15 protein-coding genes are annotated in these 16,746 nt (G+C 69.1%); 1 reads left to right on the forward strand and 14 read right to left on the reverse strand.

Annotated elements, in window-relative coordinates; translation table 11 throughout:
- From QN152_05940 to aroC, 8 genes are all read right to left on the reverse strand, one after another.
- Positions 1-623, reverse strand: a 623-nt coding sequence (locus QN152_05940; protein ID MDR7539060.1) for a prephenate dehydrogenase/arogenate dehydrogenase family protein, incomplete at its 3' end; no start/stop codon positions are given.
- 1 nt (position 624) lies between these two features.
- Positions 625-1,644 carry a 3-deoxy-7-phosphoheptulonate synthase gene (gene aroF, locus QN152_05945; GenBank protein ID MDR7539061.1) on the reverse strand — a complete coding sequence of 340 codons (1,020 nt, stop codon included), beginning with the start codon at positions 1,642-1,644 and terminating at the stop codon, positions 625-627.
- A gap of 356 nt (positions 1,645-2,000) precedes the next feature.
- Positions 2,001-3,005, reverse strand: coding sequence for a CapA family protein (locus QN152_05950; protein ID MDR7539062.1), 1,005 nt, complete (start codon positions 3,003-3,005; stop codon positions 2,001-2,003).
- Entirely contained in the window at positions 3,002-4,279 is a 1,278-nt protein-coding gene (gene aroA / locus QN152_05955; protein MDR7539063.1) for a 3-phosphoshikimate 1-carboxyvinyltransferase, read from the reverse strand. The genes QN152_05950 and aroA overlap by 4 nt, the downstream gene beginning before the upstream one ends.
- Positions 4,276-4,686, reverse strand: coding sequence for a chorismate mutase (aroH, locus tag QN152_05960; protein ID MDR7539064.1), 411 nt, complete (start codon positions 4,684-4,686; stop codon positions 4,276-4,278). Before aroH ends, aroA begins: the two co-directional genes overlap by 4 nt.
- Positions 4,686-5,138 carry a type II 3-dehydroquinate dehydratase gene (aroQ, locus tag QN152_05965; protein ID MDR7539065.1) on the reverse strand — a complete coding sequence of 151 codons (453 nt, stop codon included), beginning with the start codon at positions 5,136-5,138 and terminating at the stop codon, positions 4,686-4,688. Before aroQ ends, aroH begins: the two co-directional genes overlap by 1 nt.
- Entirely contained in the window at positions 5,120-6,736 is a 1,617-nt protein-coding gene (gene aroB / locus QN152_05970; protein ID MDR7539066.1) for a 3-dehydroquinate synthase, read from the reverse strand. The genes aroQ and aroB overlap by 19 nt, the downstream gene beginning before the upstream one ends.
- A complete protein-coding gene (gene aroC / locus QN152_05975; GenBank protein MDR7539067.1) occupies positions 6,733-7,854 on the reverse strand; it encodes a chorismate synthase in 1,122 nt (373 codons plus the stop codon). Before aroC ends, aroB begins: the two co-directional genes overlap by 4 nt.
- 43 nt (positions 7,855-7,897) lie before the next feature.
- On the opposite strand from aroC, the gene QN152_05980 reads away from it, so the two are divergent.
- Positions 7,898-9,226, forward strand: a complete 1,329-nt coding sequence (locus QN152_05980) for an MFS transporter (protein MDR7539068.1) — start codon at positions 7,898-7,900, stop codon at positions 9,224-9,226.
- 35 nt (positions 9,227-9,261) lie between these two features.
- Here QN152_05980 and QN152_05985 read toward each other — a convergent pair whose 3' ends face one another.
- The 6 genes from QN152_05985 to dnaN form a co-directional block, all read right to left on the reverse strand.
- The gene (locus tag QN152_05985) at positions 9,262-9,702 is read right to left on the reverse strand and encodes a putative metallopeptidase (GenBank protein ID MDR7539069.1); all 441 of its coding nucleotides are present in this window, start codon (positions 9,700-9,702) and stop codon (positions 9,262-9,264) included.
- A gap of 96 nt (positions 9,703-9,798) precedes the next feature.
- On the reverse strand, positions 9,799-10,443 hold the full coding sequence (locus tag QN152_05990) for a site-2 protease family protein (protein MDR7539070.1): 645 nt from the start codon (positions 10,441-10,443) through the stop codon (positions 9,799-9,801).
- 7 nt (positions 10,444-10,450) lie between these two features.
- Positions 10,451-12,892, reverse strand: a complete 2,442-nt coding sequence (gene gyrA, locus QN152_05995) for a DNA gyrase subunit A (protein ID MDR7539071.1) — start codon at positions 12,890-12,892, stop codon at positions 10,451-10,453.
- A gap of 79 nt (positions 12,893-12,971) precedes the next feature.
- Positions 12,972-14,879 carry a DNA topoisomerase (ATP-hydrolyzing) subunit B gene (gene gyrB, locus QN152_06000; GenBank protein ID MDR7539072.1) on the reverse strand — a complete coding sequence of 636 codons (1,908 nt, stop codon included), beginning with the start codon at positions 14,877-14,879 and terminating at the stop codon, positions 12,972-12,974.
- 202 nt (positions 14,880-15,081) lie between these two features.
- Entirely contained in the window at positions 15,082-15,330 is a 249-nt protein-coding gene (locus tag QN152_06005) for a hypothetical protein (GenBank protein MDR7539073.1), read from the reverse strand.
- A gap of 311 nt (positions 15,331-15,641) precedes the next feature.
- Positions 15,642-16,746: DNA polymerase III subunit beta (dnaN, locus tag QN152_06010; GenBank protein MDR7539074.1), on the reverse strand; the 1,105-nt coding region annotated here is incomplete at its 5' end.

Here is a 16,746-nt window from a genome sequence, read left to right on the forward strand (position 1 = left end):
GGTCCGGCGACCTCCCGGGCCCGCGGGTCTACCTCCCTGGCCAGCAGCAGGGCCAGCAGGTAGGGAAGGTGGCTGACCTGCGCCACAAGCCGGTCGTGCTCATCCGGCGCCAGCAGCACCGGCCGCATCCCCAGGTCCTGCACCAGCCGTTCCATCGTCTGGAGGGCCTGACCTGAGGTGGCCTCCACGGGAGTGAGCACGTAGGGGTGGCCTGCGGGCAGGTCCGCCGAGGCGGCGTCGATACCCCGGCCTTCGCTGCCGAACATGGGGTGGCCACCCACGTAGCGCACGCCACCTAGCCCGGCCAGCCGGGCCACGATGGGTGCCTTGACACTGGCCACATCGGTCAGGACCGCCCCCGCGGGGGCGTGCGCCGCCGCCTCCTGCGCCACAGCCACCGTCTGCTCCGGGGGCACGGCGACGATGATCACCTCCGCCTCCCGCACGTGGGCCAGATCCCCATGCACCTCGTCGGCGGCACCGCGCTCCCGGGCTCGCCGCGCCGCCGCCACGTCGCAATCGATGCCCACAACCGAGGCCAGTCCCAGGGCACGCAGGCGCATTCCCAGCGACCCCCCGATCAGCCCCAGCCCCACAATGGCTACCCGTGGCCTGGCCGGCATGCTACAGGCTCCTGCCCACCGCCTGCGCCACCGCGCGCAGGCGGGTCATCATGCGCCGGAAGTTCTCCAGGTTCAGCGACTGCGGCCCGTCGGAGAGCGCCCGTTCCGGATCCGGGTGCACCTCCACCAGCAACCCGTCCGCTCCCCCGGCCACCGCCGCCAGCGCCATGGCCTCCACGTACCGCCACTTCCCCGTGGCGTGGCTGGGGTCCACGATCACCGGCAGATGGGTCAGGTGCTGCAGCACCGGCACGGCCGCCAGGTCCAGCGTGTACCGGGTGTGGTTACCGAAGCCGCGGATCCCCCGCTCGCAGAGGACCACCTGGTAGTTGCCCTCGTTCATGATGTACTCGGCGGCGAGCAGCAGCTCTTCGATGGTGGCCCCCGCCCCCCGCTTGAGCAGCACGGGCTTTCCCGCGCGCCCCGCCTCGCGCAGCAGCGGGTAATTCTGCATGTTCCGGGCCCCGATCTGCACCATGTCCGCGTATTCCGCCACCAGGCGGAGCTGCTGGGCGTCCATAGCCTCGGTGACCACGGGCAGCCCCGTGTGCCGCCGCGCCTCAGCCAGCAACCTCAGCCCCTCTTCTTCCAGCCCCTGGAAGGAATAGGGGGAGGTCCGCGGCTTGAAGGCCCCGCCGCGCAGCAGCACCGCGCCGGCTGCCTTCACCGCCTCGGCCGTCTGCAGGATCTGCTCCCGGCTCTCCACGGAGCACGGCCCGGCCACCACCGCCACCGCGGTGTCGCCGAAGGCGGCGCTCCCCACGCGGACCACCGTCCTGGCAGGCCGGAACTCCCGGCTGACCAGCTTGAAGGGCCGGAGGATGCGAACGACCTTCTCCACACCCGCTGCCGCCTCCAGCGTCTCCCGCAGCAGCTCCTTGGTGTGGCTGTCGCCGACCACACCGATGACGGTGCGCTCCGTCCCCACTGACAGGTGCGTGCTCAATCCCGCCTCCCGAATCTTCTGCACCACAGCCTCCAGCTGGGCCGGCGAAGCTCCCGGTTCCATCACCACAATCACGGCTAGCTCACCCCGCAAACAAAAATGCCCTCGTCCCATGGACGAGAGCACAAACCTCCCGCGGTGCCACCTGGCTTCCGGGCAGACCCTACCCGACGCTCACTCCCCGCATGCCTCTCAGGCCCATTCCCGGCAGCTCTGGCACCGCGCTCCCACCACCGCGCGGCTCGCTCGCACCCTCCGGCACCTGGCGCACCGTCGGATGGCCCTCCGCGGGCCCCTTCACCTGCCGGTACTCTCCCCGATCATCGGCCGCCGCTATGCACTTGTAGCGGATTATAGCATGAGACGTCAAGCAGGGGCCAGAGCGCCAGGGCGGACCGGTGTGGCCTCTCCGTTCCAGGTCCCCAGCGGGCTCATGCCGCCTCCACAGCGGCCACCAGAGGGGCGGTCCGCTGCAGGGCCGTGCCCAGCTTCCGGCAGCGCTGGGTCATGGTCTCCAGCACCGCCTCCGCCTCGGTCCCACGGGCGCGGTTCACCTGGCAGCGCCACCCGTCGATGAGGACGGGGTGGAGCTCTACCCGCCGCACACCGGCGCTATTTACGTCGAACAGGAACAGGAGCGAGAGGTCATTGCGCAGCACCGGGTCCACCGCGTAGTCGTCCACGTAGTCGCCCAGATCGTAGCAGATCACGGCCACTCGCTCCGGCCGGCCGAGGGGGCGATAGAGCTCGATCCCCTGCACCACGTGGGCGGAGGTTCCCAGCACCAGATCGGCACCGGCGTCGGCCAGAGCGCGGGCGAAAGGCGGATGAGCGGGAAGGGGCTCCGGCACCATATTCGGCCCCCAGTGTGCCGCCACCACTACCACATCGTGGCCCGCGCGCGCCGCCCGCACCGTCTGCAGCAGGGCAGTGGCGCGGGGGTCCTCCAGGTCCACGGGCGCGTAGAAGACCCCGGGCTTCTCCGGGCCCGCCTCCCAGCCGGGCTCGTTGTCGGTCCAGCTCACCAGAGCCAGGCGCAGGCCGCGCACAGTGAGGGAGACCACGCGGCGCGCTTCCTCCGCCGTGCGCCCCGCACCCGCAGCGGGAAGGCCTGCCGCCGCCAGCAGGTCCAGCATCTCCGCCAGCGCCGCCGGCCCAAAGTCCAGGGTGTGGTTGTTGGCCAGGGTGACCGCACTCACCCCAGCCGCCTGCAGCGCCGCCACCGCCTGCGGCGGCGCCTTGAAGTGAAAGACCTTGCGCGGCCAGGGGCTCCCGCTCTCCTCGCCGGCGATGACGCACTCCAGGTTCACAATCAACGCGTCAGCCTGACGCAGCAGATGCAGGGTGTCGCCCCACACGTACTCCGGTGGACGACGCCGGAGCACTGCGCCGGCATTCCGGCCCAGCATCACATCCCCTGTGGCCGCCAGCCTCACCGCTCTCCGGCCAGCAGCGCGTCCAGCGCGGAGAAGAACTCGGGGAAGGTTTTGCTCACGCACTCCGGGCCGGCGATGGCCACACCCGCTGCCCCCAGCCCCACCACGGCGAAGGCCATAGCCATGCGGTGGTCGCCGTAGGTCTCCACCACGGCCGGACGCACCGGCCGCGGCAGCACCTCCAGACCATCGGGGAGGAGACGTACCTCCTGCCCCAGCCGGCGTAGCTCGGTGGCCAGAGCCTCCAGCCGGTCGGACTCCTGGTGGCGGATGTGGCCCACCCCGCGGATGCGCACCGCGCCGTCGGCGAAGGGCGCCAGCGCCGCCAGGGTCATGGTCATGTCCGGCATATTCGCCAGATCGGCATCCACCCCGTGCAGGCGGCTCGGACCGCGGACTGTCACCGCCTCCTCCTCCCACTCCACCATACACCCCATGGCCTGCAAGACGTCCAGGAAGTGCACGTCTCCCTGCAGCGAGGCCGGCCCCAGGCCCGGCACCGTCACCGTTCCGCCGGTGGCGGCCGCCGCGGCAAAGAAGTAGGAGGCGCTGCTGGCGTCGGGCTCGACGCGGAAGGATCGGGGCGCGTAGCGCTGCGGGGCGACCAGGTAGCGCGCCGGATCCTCGCGGCGCACGGTCACCCCGAACGCCGCCATGACGCCCAACGTCATCTCCACATACGGCGCCGCCACCAGCGGCCCATCGACCACCAGCTCCACGGGGGATGCGGCCAGCGGCGCCACCTGCAGGAGCGCGGAGAGGAACTGGCTGCTTATCTGGCTGCGCACCGCAGCCCTACCGCCGGCCAGACCCCGGGCCCGGATCCACACAGGGGGACAGCCTGAGGGCGCCACCGCGTCGCAGCCCAGGGCGCCCAGCGCCACCACCAGGTCCAGGATCGGCCGTTGCCGCATGCGCGGTGAGCCGTCCACCACGTAGTGGCCGGAGCCCAGCGCCGCCACCGCGGTGAGGAAGCGGGCGACGGTACCGGCGTTGCCGGCCTCCACCCTGGCGCACCGGGCCGGAATCCGCCCGCCTGCACCCCAGACGACAAAGCGGCCTGCCTGGGGCTCCTCCTCCACAGAGAAACCCAGCGCCCGCAATCCCCCGGCCATCAGGCGGGTGTCGTCGCTGAATAGGGCCGCCTGCACCACCGTGCGCCCCTCGGCCAGCGCGCCCAGGACCAGCGCGCGGTTGGTCAGGCTCTTGCTGCCGGGAACGCGGACCGTGCCGTGCACAGGGTGTCGCGCGGGAAGGATGGGACGGATGCTCACCGGGACTCCGGGGGCAGGGGCAGGGGGCCCCGTACCCGGCGGGCTCCCCGGGTGAGGTCGGGACGCAGCGCCTCCGCCTCGCGCAGGTAGACGTGCGCCACCTCCTCCTGCGAGCGGGGGGTGTTCCAGAGGATAAGCACGCGGATGCAGCGGGGCAGCCCCCCTGGCACGTCGACCTCCCGGGCGGTAAGCAGCGGGACGCTGGTCCACCCCAACGCCCGGCTGGCCTCGGCCGGGAAGGCTGCATTCAGGTCGTCGGTGCAGGTGAAGACTACGGCGGCGATCTCGTCCAGCTCCACGCCGTTCTGCCGCACCATCTCCAGGAGGAGCTCCCGTGTCGCCGAGAGGATGGCCTCAGCCGTATTCTCTCCGGCTGTGGTGGCCCCGCGGATGCCGCGGACGTGCATCAGGGCTCCCCCGGCCGGACGCGCAGCAGCGCGGCGGCGGCCCGAACAGCCAGAACCATGGATTCAGGCCCGAACCCCTGGATGGTCCCCACGCAGACCCCCGCCAGGAGGGAGCGGCGGCGAAACGGCTCCCGGCGGAACGGATTGCTCAGGTGAGCCTCGATGACCGGAAGCGGCACCGCGGCCACCGCATCCCGCAGGGCAACCGAGGTATGGGTCAGCCCGCCGGGGTTGAGGACCACTGCATCGAAGGCCCCCGGAGCCTCCTGCAGACGGTCGATCAGGGCGCCTTCGTGGTTCGACTGGAAGATCTCCACCTCCACCCCCTCTGCCGCAGCGACCGCGCGCAGCCGGGCCTCCAGGCTGGCAAACGACTCGGTACCGTAGACCTCCGGTTCCCGCACGCCGAGGAGGTTCAGGTTCGGCCCGAACATCACCAGGATGCGCGGCACGCCTGCAGCCCTTCCAGCAGCAGCGCCTCCGGCACGGCCTGGTCCACCAGCCCCATCCCCACATCCTTGAGCAGGGTGAGGCGGATCTCTCCCCGGCGGACCTTCTTGTCCAGGCGCATGGTCTGCAACAGTTCATCCCCCGGCGGGGCGGCGGGCGGCAGGTGCACGGGCAGCCCCGCCCGCCGCAGGATGGCCTCCTGTCGCCACATGACCTCCTCCCGCACCAGCCCCAGACGCAGCGCCACCCAGGCCTCCACCATCATGCCCACGGCGACCGCCTCCCCGTGGGTCGCCTCCGGCCAGCGGCGCTCCAGGGCGTGCCCCACCGTGTGCCCGTAGTTGAGGATCTGGCGCTCCCCGGCCTCGTAAAGATCCTGCGACACCACCCGGGCTTTGGCCGCAGCACAGCGGCGGACGCACTCCTCCAGCGCCTCCCGGTCGCCCGCCAGCAGCGCCTCCAGGCGCGCCTCGACGAAGGTCAGGATCCCCGCGTCGACACTCATCCCGTACTTGATCACCTCGGCCAGGCCCGAGCGCAGCTCCCGCAACGGCAGGGTACGCAGGACCTCAACGTCGGCCAGGACGGCCCGGGGCAGGTGGAAGACACCGATCAGGTTCTTCGCCCGGGGGTGGTTCACTGCCGCCTTGCCGCCGATAGCGCTGTCCACCTGAGCCAGCAGCGTCGTCGGCAGGTGAAACAGCGGGACCCCGCGCATGTAGACGCCGGCGACGAACCCCCCGAGGTCACCGATCACCCCGCCTCCCAGGGCCACCACGGCATCGCCGCGGTCCATGCCCGCCTCCGCCATCCGGTCCACAACCCGCGCCGCCAGCGCCAGCGCCTTCGACCGCTCGCCCGGTGGGACAGTGACGCGCACAGGCTCCACGCCCGCTCCTCGCAGCCGCTGCGCCACCCGCTCGCCCAGGCGCCGCCACAGCCGGGGATGGGTGAGGACCGTCGCCCGTCGGATGCCCTGCCCGGCCACGATCCCCCCCACAAGGTCCAGCACCCCAGCCCCGATGTAGACCGGATAGCCCCGCGGGGAGTGGTCCACGGGTACACGGGCGCAGCAACGGCCCAGCAGGTCCTCCCACAGCGCATTCGCCAGCTCGTCGGGTGGGCGGGTGGCGTCCATGATGACGTCGGCCTGTTCGTACAGCGGCGCCCGCGCCGCCAGCAGCGCTCGCAGGCGCCCCTCGGGGTCCCCGGCCAGCAGGGGGCGGGCAACCCCGTCGCGGCTGATGCGGTCGAGGAGGATGGGAGGATCCGCCCGCAGGTAGACGAGCATACCGCTGTTGCGCAGCGCCTCCCGGTTGCGCCGCTCAGCCAGCACACCTCCGCCGGTGGCGATTACCGCGGGCCGCACCCGGACCGCCTCCCTGACCGCCGCTCGCTCCGCTGTGCGGAAGGCCTCCTCGCCCTGCGCGGAAAAGATCTCTTGGATCGACCGCCCGGTGCGCTGTTCCACCAGGGCGTCAGTGTCCACGAATGTCCAGCCCAGCCTCCCGGCCAGGAGCCGGCCCACGTGGGTCTTGCCGGAACCGGGCATGCCCACCAGGATCACGCTGGGTAGCAGGTGCCCTTTCACCGCGGTCACATCTCCCGCAGGCGGCGCAGGTAAGCGTCGTAGGCCAGGCGGATGTCACCCAGCGCGTCGCCGCCGAACTTCTCCAGGAAGGCGTCCGCCAGGACAAAGGCCACCACCGCCTCCCCGATGACGCCCGCGGCGGGAACGGCGCAGACATCGCTGCGCACCACAGCTGCCTCCACCGGCGCCTTCGTGATCAGGTCCACCGAGCGCAGCGGGGTGCGCAGCGTAGAGAGCGGCTTCATCGCCGCCCGCACCACCAGCGGGCCGCCTGTGGAAATCCCCCCTTCCGTTCCCCCGGCGCGCTCGCTCTGACGGTAGAATCCCCGCTTTGGGCTGTAGAAGATCTCGTCGTGCGCCGCCGAGCCGGGCGTGCGCGCCGCGGCGAACCCCAGGCCAATCTCCACCCCCTTGATGGCGTTGATGGACATGAGTGCCGCGGCCAGGCGCGCGTCCAGCTTGCGGTCCCAGTGCACGTAGGAACCGAGCCCGGGGGGCAGGCCTAGCGCCACCACCTCAAAAACCCCACCCAGGGTGTCGCCCCGCGCAGCCGCGGCGTCGATCGCCGCCTTCATCTCCTCCTCCACCTCCGGGTCAGCACAGCGTACAGCGGAGGAGGCGGCGCGGGCGGCGATCTCCTCCCACCGCTCCGGCCTGGTGCGGATGGCCACCCCTCCGATCTCGGTCACGTGGCTGATGATGGTAATCCCGAAGGCCCCAAGGAACTTGCGGCAAACGGCGCCGGCGGCCACCCGTGCAGCGGTCTCCCGGGCGCTGCTCCGCTCCAGAACTGGCCGCACATCGCGGAAGGCGTACTTCTGCGCGCCCACCAGGTCCGCATGGCCCGGGCGGGGCCGGGTGAGCTCCGGCTCGTCGCGGCGCCAGTCCCGGTTCTGGATCCACAGGGCGATGGGTGCGCCGGTGGTCTCGCCCCGCATCACGCCCGAGAGGATCTCGGCGCGGTCCTCTTCAATCTGCATCCGCCCCCCCCGACCGTAGCCCAGCTGCCGCCGCTTCAGATCCCCGGCGATGTCCTCTTCGGACAGCGGCAGCCCCGCCGGCATCCCCTCCAGGACGACAACCAGCGCGCGCCCGTGCGACTCCCCCGCCGTCAGCAAGCGCAACATCGTCGCCATTATACGGTGCCGCCTACAGGCCGGGGGAGGTGGCGTGCAGAAACTGACGCCTGTGCGGCCGCGGGCTGTCAACCGGGTCCTTTACGCGCTGGGGGCGTTTGGGGCAGCGCTGCTGCAGCAGACTGTCCTCCTGTGGGTGTTCTTCTTCTACGCCCCGCCTCCCGGGCAGCCGCACCCGGCGCGGGTCACGCCGGCGGCGGTAGGCCTGGCCATGGCCGCAGGCCGGCTTGTGGATGCCCTGGCCGACCCCCTGGTGGCGCACTGGAGCGACAGCCTGCGCAGCCGCTGGGGGAGGCGCCGCCCCTTCATCCTGGGCGCCTCGCCACTGCTGGCCATCTGCTTTGTCCTCCTCTGGCGGCCGCCTCACGCCGGGATCTCCCCGGCCAACGCGACCTACCTCACCGCCACCCTGGGAGCCTTCTTCTTCCTCTACACCATGGTCCTCAATCCCTACATCGCCCTCCTGCCGGAGGTTACCGCGCGGGGCAGGGGGAGGGTGGCCACCACGTCGCTGCAGGCGGGGTTCAACCTTGCGGGTATCGCCGCCGCCTTCGTCGGCTCCTCCTGGCTCTCCACCCGGGTCGGCTTCCCCGCCATGGGCGCCGTGCTCGCACCGCTGGGCCTGGCTGCCCTGCTGATATCCACTCTGGGGGTGCGGGAGTACGTCCCAGCCGCGCCGCCCCAGCCGCTGGGACCCACCCTGCGGGGAATCCTCAGCGACCGCCGGTTCCGCATCTTCATCCCCGCCATCGCCACCGTCTGGTTCGGTCTGAGCATGGTCCAGCTGGCCCTGGCACTCATCGTTACTGTCCTGATGGAGCTACCGCAGTCGGCGGTGGCGCCTCTGCTCGGCCTCATCCTGGGTGTGACCGCGGTCTCCCTGCCCCTGACCGCCAGGCTGATCCGCCGCCTGGGGGAGCGGCGGACGATCCTGGCGGCGATGGCTCTGCTGGCCGCTGACCTGGCGCTGGCGGCAGCGATTGGACGCTGGCCGGCACCTCTCGGGACGGCAGCAGAGGGAATGGCCGTCCTGGCCCTGGGTGGACCGGCCGTGGGAGCCATGTTCGTCCTGCCCAACGCCCTGCTGGCAGAAATCGCCGAGGACCACGGCCGCCTGGTCGGAACTCGGGCGGAGGGGATGTTCTTCGCTTTCCAGGGCGTGATCTTCAACGGGACGACCAGCCTGTCTGCGGCCGCCCTGGGCGCCCTCATCCAGTGGCTCGGGCAGAGCCCGCCAGATGCCTGGGGCCTGCGGGCCGCCCTTCTGGTTGCGGCTGTCTCCACCGCTGCCGGCGCGCTGGTCTTCACGCGCTACCCGCAGAGCTCCGGTCAGGTGCTGCAGAAGCCGGGGCCCCCGGCGTAAGAGGCGAGACCGACGCCTGTCAACCGATAGGCCCCCTATGCCCGCCGCCGATTGGCCAGGTAGAGGCGGTAGAGGCGGCTGACCGTGTGGTGCGTGCGGAAGTTCCGGGACTGCTCCGGCCGCAGGCTGCCCGAGAAGGTCGTGGGAATATGCAGCAGCTCGTGAATCAGCACGCGGTCCTGCTCGGCGCGGGAGAGGCGGTCGAACGCAGGGTGCAGCACCTCCACCACGTAGGCCGCCTGCAGACGGAGGGCCCGCTGAAAGATTCCCGAGAGCCCCCAGATGCGGGCCAGGGCGTTGGCCCTCGACCCGTAGGTACGGACGGCAAAGAGCCGCCGCGCGTTCACGTGACGAAAACCCACTGCCCGGGCGATGCGCGCCAGCCGCCGCCGGATGTCCGGCGCAGGCTCCCAGCGCAGGCCGACGGCCCCCGGACGCGGTGTTCCCCGCCTAGCCCCACGCCGCGGCCCGCGCATGGCCCATGACGACCTGGCCCATCGGTTCACCACGGGGTCACACGTGCATCGGGATCGGTCTCTCGCCCCGCGCTGGCGCTTCCCCTGTCGTGCCGGTCACCGCGCGAGAGGCCGCAGGCGCCGCAGGTCACCAGCCAGTACCTGCAGCAGGAACCAGAGGAAGACCAGCGCACTGGCGTAGCGGTAGAAATTCCGCCCCGCCGCGGGCACACCCTTCGCCTCCATTTTCGCCAGCGCCAGGTGCCCGCCGTCAAGCGGCAACAGCGGCAGGAGGTTGGCTAAGCCCACGCTGAGGTTGATTTGCCCGGCCAGGTGCCGCAGGGCCAGGGGGTGGGCCGCACGCAGCAGCATGGCCATCGCGCCCACCACACCGGAGATCTGCACCCGAGAAGGCGCCGGGCCATGGCCTGTTACGGCGACGGCCACCGCCCGCAGCGCAGGATCCCGCGGCAGAAGCCACAGGCCTAGCAGCACGTTGGCCAGGGGACCCGCCAGCAGCACCGGCACCCGCCGCTCCAGGGAGAGCGCTTCCACATCGATGGCGGCAAAGCCACCCACCAGCAGCGGCCGCAGGCTGACCGTGGTCTCGCGCACACGACGAGCCAGCAGCCGCGGTCCGAATCCTATGGCGATCTCCCGCACGCGGCCGCCGACGCGCCAGGCGGCCACGGCGTGCGCCAGCTCATGTGCCAGCACCGTTCCCCCAAGGATGGCTATCGCCCGTACCCAGCGCCGCCACATGCGGACGCTACTCCTCCCGGCTGATGCTGGCCACCGCGGCCAGGCGGTCGCCCTCGGCCAGCCGCTTGACCAGCACACCCCGCGCGGCCCGCCCCAGCACGGGAATGTCACCCACAGGCGTGCGCAACACCTCGCCGCGGCTGCTGATGATGAGGATCTCGTCGTCGGCGTTCACCGGGCGCACTGCAGCCACGGGGCCCGTGCGCGCTGTGACCTTCAGGTTGGTCACACCCATCCCCCCGCGGTGCTTCAAAGGGTACTGGGCGAAGCGTGTGCGCTTGCCGAACCCCCGCTCGGTCAATGTGAGCAACGTCTCCCCTTCCCGTGTGTCCGCCAGCCCTACCACCGCATCGCCGGCGCGCAGCCGGATGCCCCGCACGCCGCGGGCCGTACGCCCCGTCTCCCGTACCTGCCCCGCGCGGAACCGGAGCGCCCGCCCCATCCGGGTGGCCAGCACCACCTCGGTGTCCGCGCGGATGAGGCGCACCCCCACCAGCTCGTCCTCCCCCTCGAAGGTTATGGCGAAGATCCCTGCGCGCTTGGCGTGCAGGAACTCCAGCAAGCCTGTCTTCTTCACGTATCCCTTGCGCGTGGCCATGAAGAGGTACCCATTCTCTTCAAAGGAACGCAGGGGGATGATGGCGGTGACGCGCTCCCCCGACGCCACCGTCAGCAGGTTGACCAGGGCCAGTCCGCGGGACGCTCGACCGGCCTCCGGGATCTCGTGGGCCTTAATCCGGTAGACCTTGCCGCGGTTGGTAAAGAAGAGGAGGAAGGCGTGATTAGTGGCCACCACCAGGTGCTCCACCACGTCCTCTTCCCTGGGGGCGGCCCCCACCACTCCCTTGCCCCCACGGCGCTGCAACCGGTAGCTCTCCAGAGGGAGCCGCTTGATGTAGTTGTTCCGCGTTAAGGTGATCACCACGTCCAGGTCGGGGATGAGGTCCTCCGCCTCGAAGGCCTCGGCCTCCTTGCTCACGATGCGTGTGCGCCGCACATCGGCATAGCGCTCCTTGACCTGCTGCAGCTCCTCACGGATGGCCGCCATGATCAACCGCGGCCGCGGCGACTCGGCATCCGCCAGCATCTCCCGGTAGCGGGCGATGTCCTTAAGCAGGGCCTTGTACTCTTCCTCCACCTTCTCCCGCTCCAGGGCGGTGAGGCGCTGCAGCCGCAGGTCCAGGATGGCGTTGGCCTGTACCTCGCTCAGCTTGAACTGCCGCATCAGCCCTCCGCGGGCCGCCTCCACATCCTTGGCCCGTCGGATCAGGGCGATGACCTCGTCCAGGAACCTCAGCGCGATCTTCAGCCCCTCCAGCACGTGTGCCCGCTCCTCGGCCCGGCGCAGGTCGTGGCGGGTGCGCCGGATGACCACCTGGCGGCGATGCGCCAGGTACGCCTCCAGGAGCTGCCGCAGGGTGAGCACCCGCGGCACCCCCTCCACCAGCGCCAGGAGGATGGCCCCGAAGGTCGTCTGCAGCTGGGTGTGCTTGAAGAGCTGGTTGCGCACGATCTGGGGATTGACATCCCGCCGCAGCTCGATGACCACCCGCAGGCCGTGGCGATCGGACTCATCCCGCAGGTCCACCACCCCGTTCAGCTTGCGCTGTCGAACCAGGTCAGCCACCCGCTGGATCAGCGCCGCCTTGTTCACCATGAAGGGCAGCTCGCTGACGATGATGGCCGTCTTTCCGCCGCGCAGCTCCTCAATCTCTACCTTGGCCCGAACCGTGAGGCTGCCCCGGCCTGTGAGATAGGCCTGGCGAATCCCCTCCCGTCCCAGGATCAGGCCCCCCGTGGGGAAGTCCGGGCCCTTGACGATCTTCAACAACTCCTCGTCGGGCAGGGTGGGGGTATCGATAAGCGCAGTGAGGGCATCGACAATCTCCCCCAGGTTGTGCGGGGGGATATTGGTAGCCATGCCCACGGCGATGCCGCTGGCCCCGTTCATCAGCAGGTTAGGGATGCGCGCCGGGAGCACCGTCGGTTCGCGCATGGATTCGTCGAAGTTGGGGACGAAGTCGACCGTCTCCTTGTCGATGTCCGCCAGCATCTCCATGGCCAGGCGGGAGAGGCGAGCCTCCGTGTAGCGCTGCGCTCCCGGGGGGTCGCCGTCAACGGAGCCGAAGTTGCCCTGTGGATCGATGAGCGGGTAGCGGAAGGACCATTCCTGGGCCATGCGCACCAGAGCCTCATAGATGGGCGCGTCCCCGTGGGGGTGATAGCGGCCCATGACGTCCCCGACGATGCGCGCGCTCTTCTTGTAGGGACTCTCCGGGCGCAGGCCCAGCTCGGACATCCCGTAGAGGATGCGGCGCTGCACCGGCTTCAACCCGTCACGCACATCCGGCAGGGCCCGACTGACGATGACAGACATGGCGTAGTCGAGGTAGGAGGTCCGCATCTCCTCCTCAATGGTGCGGTTGACGATGCGTTCCTCTACGGCCATGGCTTCACCCCGGCCCTCCGAACACACGCCGTGGACGCCCGGAGGCGTCCACGGCAACAGCACCGACCGGGAGTCTCCATCAAATATCCAGGTTGCGCACTTCCCGGGCGTACTGCACGATGAATTGCCGCCGCGGTTCCACCTCTTCTCCCATCAGGGTGGAGAAGAGCCGATCCGCCTCCTCCGCCTCGGAGATCTCCACCCGCTTCAATGTCCGCTGCTGCGGATCCATGGTGGTCTCCCACAGCTGCTCCGGGTTCATCTCGGAGAGCCCCTTGTACCGCTGGATCTCCACCCTTTGCCCGCGCGCCTCCAGCTCGCGCACCACGATCTGTCGCTCCTCGTCGGAATAGGCGTAGCGCCGCTCCTTTCCCGTTCTTATCAGGTACAAGGGGGGCTGGGCAATGTACACCTTACCCCGCTCGATCAGCGGGCGCATGTAGCGGTAGAAGAAGGTGAGCAGCAGCGTGCGAATGTGAGATCCGTCTACGTCGGCATCGGCCATAATGATGATCTTGTCATAGCGCCGCCGGTTCAGATCGAAGTCGTTGCCAATCCCTGTCCCCAGCGCTGTGATGATGGCACGGATCTCCTCGTGGTTGAGCATCTTGTCCAGCCGTGCCTTCTCTACGTTGAGAATCTTTCCCTGGATAGGGAGAATGGCCTGGAAGTGCCGGTCTCGCCCCTGCTTGGCCGAGCCGCCGGCGGACTCACCCTCGACGATGAAGAGCTCAGAGTGCTCCGGGTCCCGCTCCACGCAGTCGGCCAGCTTTCCGGGCAGGGTGGAGATATCCAGTGCGTTCTTCCGCCGCACCAGGTCACGGGCCTGACGGGCCGCCTCCCGGGCCCGTGCTGCCGTGATGGCCTTGTTCAGAATGCGCCGCGCCTCACCGGGGTGGGTCTCCAGGTATTCCTGCAGGGCCTCCGCTACAACCGACTCCACCAGGCCCTTCACCTCGGTGTTACCCAGCTTGGTCTTGGTCTGCCCCTCAAATTGCGGGTCGCGCAGTTTCAGACTGAGCACGGCGGTCAGGCCCTCGCGGACATCCTCACCGGACAGCGTGACCTCACCGTTCCGCATCCCCGCCCGCCGCGCGTACTCGTTCAGAGTACGGGTGAGGGCCGCCCGGAAGCCTACCAGGTGCGTCCCGCCCTCGGGCGTGGGAATGGTATTCACGAAGGTCAGCGTGTGCTCCAGGTAACTGTCGTTATACTGCACAGCGAACTCGACCTCGGCCCCGTCGCGCTCTCGCCGGTCGTAGATCGGCTCCTCGTTCAGGCGCGTGCGGCTCTTGTTCAGCACGCGCACCAGCTCCTTGATCCCCCCCGCGTGCTGGAAGACCTGCCTCCGCCCGCTGCGCTCGTCCACCAGGACGATCTCCAGCCCGGCATTGAGGTAAGCGATATCGTCCAGCCGCCGGGCGATCACGTCGGCATTGAACTCCGTCGCTGTCATCACCTGGCGATCGGGCAGGAAGACCACCCTGGTGCCGCTGGGTAGCGGAGCTCCCGGGGAGGAGCGCAGCGCGCTCACGGGCTTGCCGCGCTCGAACCGCTGCCAGTAGGTTCTGCCCTCCCGGTACACCTCCACCTCCAGCATCTCCGAGAGGGCGTTGACTACTGAAACCCCCACCCCATGCAGGCCCCCGGAAATCTTATAGCCCCCGCCGTCGAACTTGCCTCCGGCGTGGAGCGTGGTCAGAACGACCTCGACGGCAGGCTTCCCCAGCCTGGGCAGAATCCCAACGGGAATCCCCCGGCCATTGTCCAGCACGCTGGCACTCCCGTCGCGGTGCAACACCACTTCAATGCGGGTGCAGTAGCCCGCCAGAGCCTCGTCCACGGCATTATCGACCACCTCGTAGAGGAGATGGTGCAGCCCGTCGGGGCCCGTGGATCCGATGTACATGGCGGGACGCCGCCGGACGCCCTCAAGCCCCTCCAAAACCTGGATGTGCTGGACGTCGTAGGTGGAGGACTCAGCCACGATCGCAATTCACCGCATGTTACGTTTCTAGGGCCTCATTGCAGACACCTGAACGGGGCGTGAGCAAACATCACGCCCCGCCCCGACGCAGAACCCATGTTTACGCAGCCTGGAGGGCCCTAAAACCCCCCTTCAGGCTGCGTTAGTATATCATGCGCTTTCTCCCACTGTCAACGCCGATAGGGCTGATGGCACGCGCGTTTCAGCCGCCCCCAATCCTGCCCCCGGTGAGCCGGCGTGCCAGACCCTGCGGGGAAATCGCGGAAGGATAGATGCCCCGTGTGGTCACCACAAGCGCCCTGCACCGCCGAAAGCTCCCTTCCGGGAACCCCCGGACGCTGGCCTGCTCCAGAAAGCGACGATTCGCCTCCATCCGCGCCAGCTTGGCGTCAAGGATGGTCACGATCTCGCCAGCGGCAACCACCGTCTGCCTGCCCAGGTCAAGATACACCCCTTCTCCCCCTCCACTTTCCCACGCTCACAACCACGCGAACCCGACGCACTTGGGCTTGCGGAATGCGTTCCCGCAGGTCTCGTACAATCGCCTCCCGCCGGAGACTCACCTCCTGAGCAGCCACCGGATGCGCCGCCACGACCACCAACACACCACCGTGCAGCCAATGCGGCTCCGCCGCCTCCGCCAGCGAGAGCCCCACAACGTCCGCCCAGGCCGCCCGGATCTGAGTCAGATGCATCGCCGGCTCGATCCCCAAACCGCGAGCGGCCCTCTGAAGAATCTCCCGCAGGCTAACTAGCACGCCTTCACGCGTAGACCCGCACCGGCGCCAGGACGTAGACGTAGTCCTGCTGCCCCACCGGACGAATCGCCCCCGGGCTGAGCGGTCCGCTGAGCTCAAAGGTTACCTCATCCGCCTCCAGGACGCTCAGACAGTCCATCAGGTAGCGCGCGTTGAAGGCGATCTCCACCGTCTCCCCCTCGGCGTCCACCGGCAGCCGTTCTACCGTTTTCCCCACCTCTGGTGTGTTAGAGGTGATAGTCAGTTCGGATCCACGAGCCGAAAGCCGGACCACGTTCGCCGAGTCCCGCGCCGTGATCGCTGCCCGGCGCACCGCCCGCAGGAACCGCTCCGTCTGTAAACGCAACCTCTGTTTAAACCCCTGGGGGATCACCTGCTCGTAGTTGGGGAACTGGCCGGCAATCAACCTGGAAACCAAACGCGCCTCAGGCAGGGTAAACACCAGGTGATTCTCAGCCAGGGCCATCGCGACAGCGCCGGCTGCGCCGGTTGCCAGGCGAGCCAGTTCGTGCATCGTCTTGGCGGGGACGATCACTCCGAAGTTCTGCCGCACGGCTTGATCCAAGGTCGCACAACGCAATGATAATCGCCCCCCATCAGTGGCCACGAAACGTACTGTTCGATCTTCCACCACCACGTGCACTCCCGTGAGGAACGGACGCGTCTCGTCTGTGGAGACCGCGAACACGGTCTGACGGATCATTCCCCGCAACAGGGAAGCTTCCAGCGAGATCGCCTCCGTCACCTCCGGCGCCGGCAGAAGAGGAAAGTCCGCCGCTGGCAAGCCAAGGATCTCGAATACGGTCTCCTCGCACTGAATCTCCGCGCGGTTGGCTCCGTGCTCCACTCGCAGTTGCACCCTAGCCTGCGGCAGGCTAGCCGCAATCTCACTCAGTAACCGCGCGGGCAGCGTAATGGCTCCGCCCTCTTCCACCGTCGCTGCCACGAACGTCTGAATCCCAAGCTCCAGATCTGTCGCAGTCAGCCTGAGGCCTTCTTCCACGCTTTCCAACAGGATATTGGAAAGAATGGGCATGGTCGTTCGCGCGGAGACCGCGCGATTCACAATCTGAACGGCTCGAAAGAAATCCTGTTGTCCACAACTGATG

Source organism: Armatimonadota bacterium, from assembly GCA_031459715.1.
Lineage (GTDB): Bacteria > Sysuimicrobiota > Sysuimicrobiia > Sysuimicrobiales > Humicultoraceae > Humicultor > Humicultor tengchongensis.

Excerpts from the sequence above, each read along its gene's own strand:
- aroH (MDR7539064.1), bottom strand. The coding sequence starts at position 4,686 with ATGCACGTCCGCGGCATCCGCGGGGCCACCACAGCCGGAGAGAATACG.
- aroC (MDR7539067.1), bottom strand. The coding sequence starts at position 7,854 with ATGTTGCGCTTGCTGACGGCGGGGGAGTCGCACGGGCGCGCGCTGGTT.
- QN152_05985 (MDR7539069.1), bottom strand. The coding sequence starts at position 9,702 with ATGCGCGGGCCGCGGCGTGGGGCTAGGCGGGGAACACCGCGTCCGGGG.
- QN152_05990 (MDR7539070.1), bottom strand. The coding sequence starts at position 10,443 with ATGTGGCGGCGCTGGGTACGGGCGATAGCCATCCTTGGGGGAACGGTG.
- gyrA (MDR7539071.1), bottom strand. The coding sequence starts at position 12,892 with ATGGCCGTAGAGGAACGCATCGTCAACCGCACCATTGAGGAGGAGATG.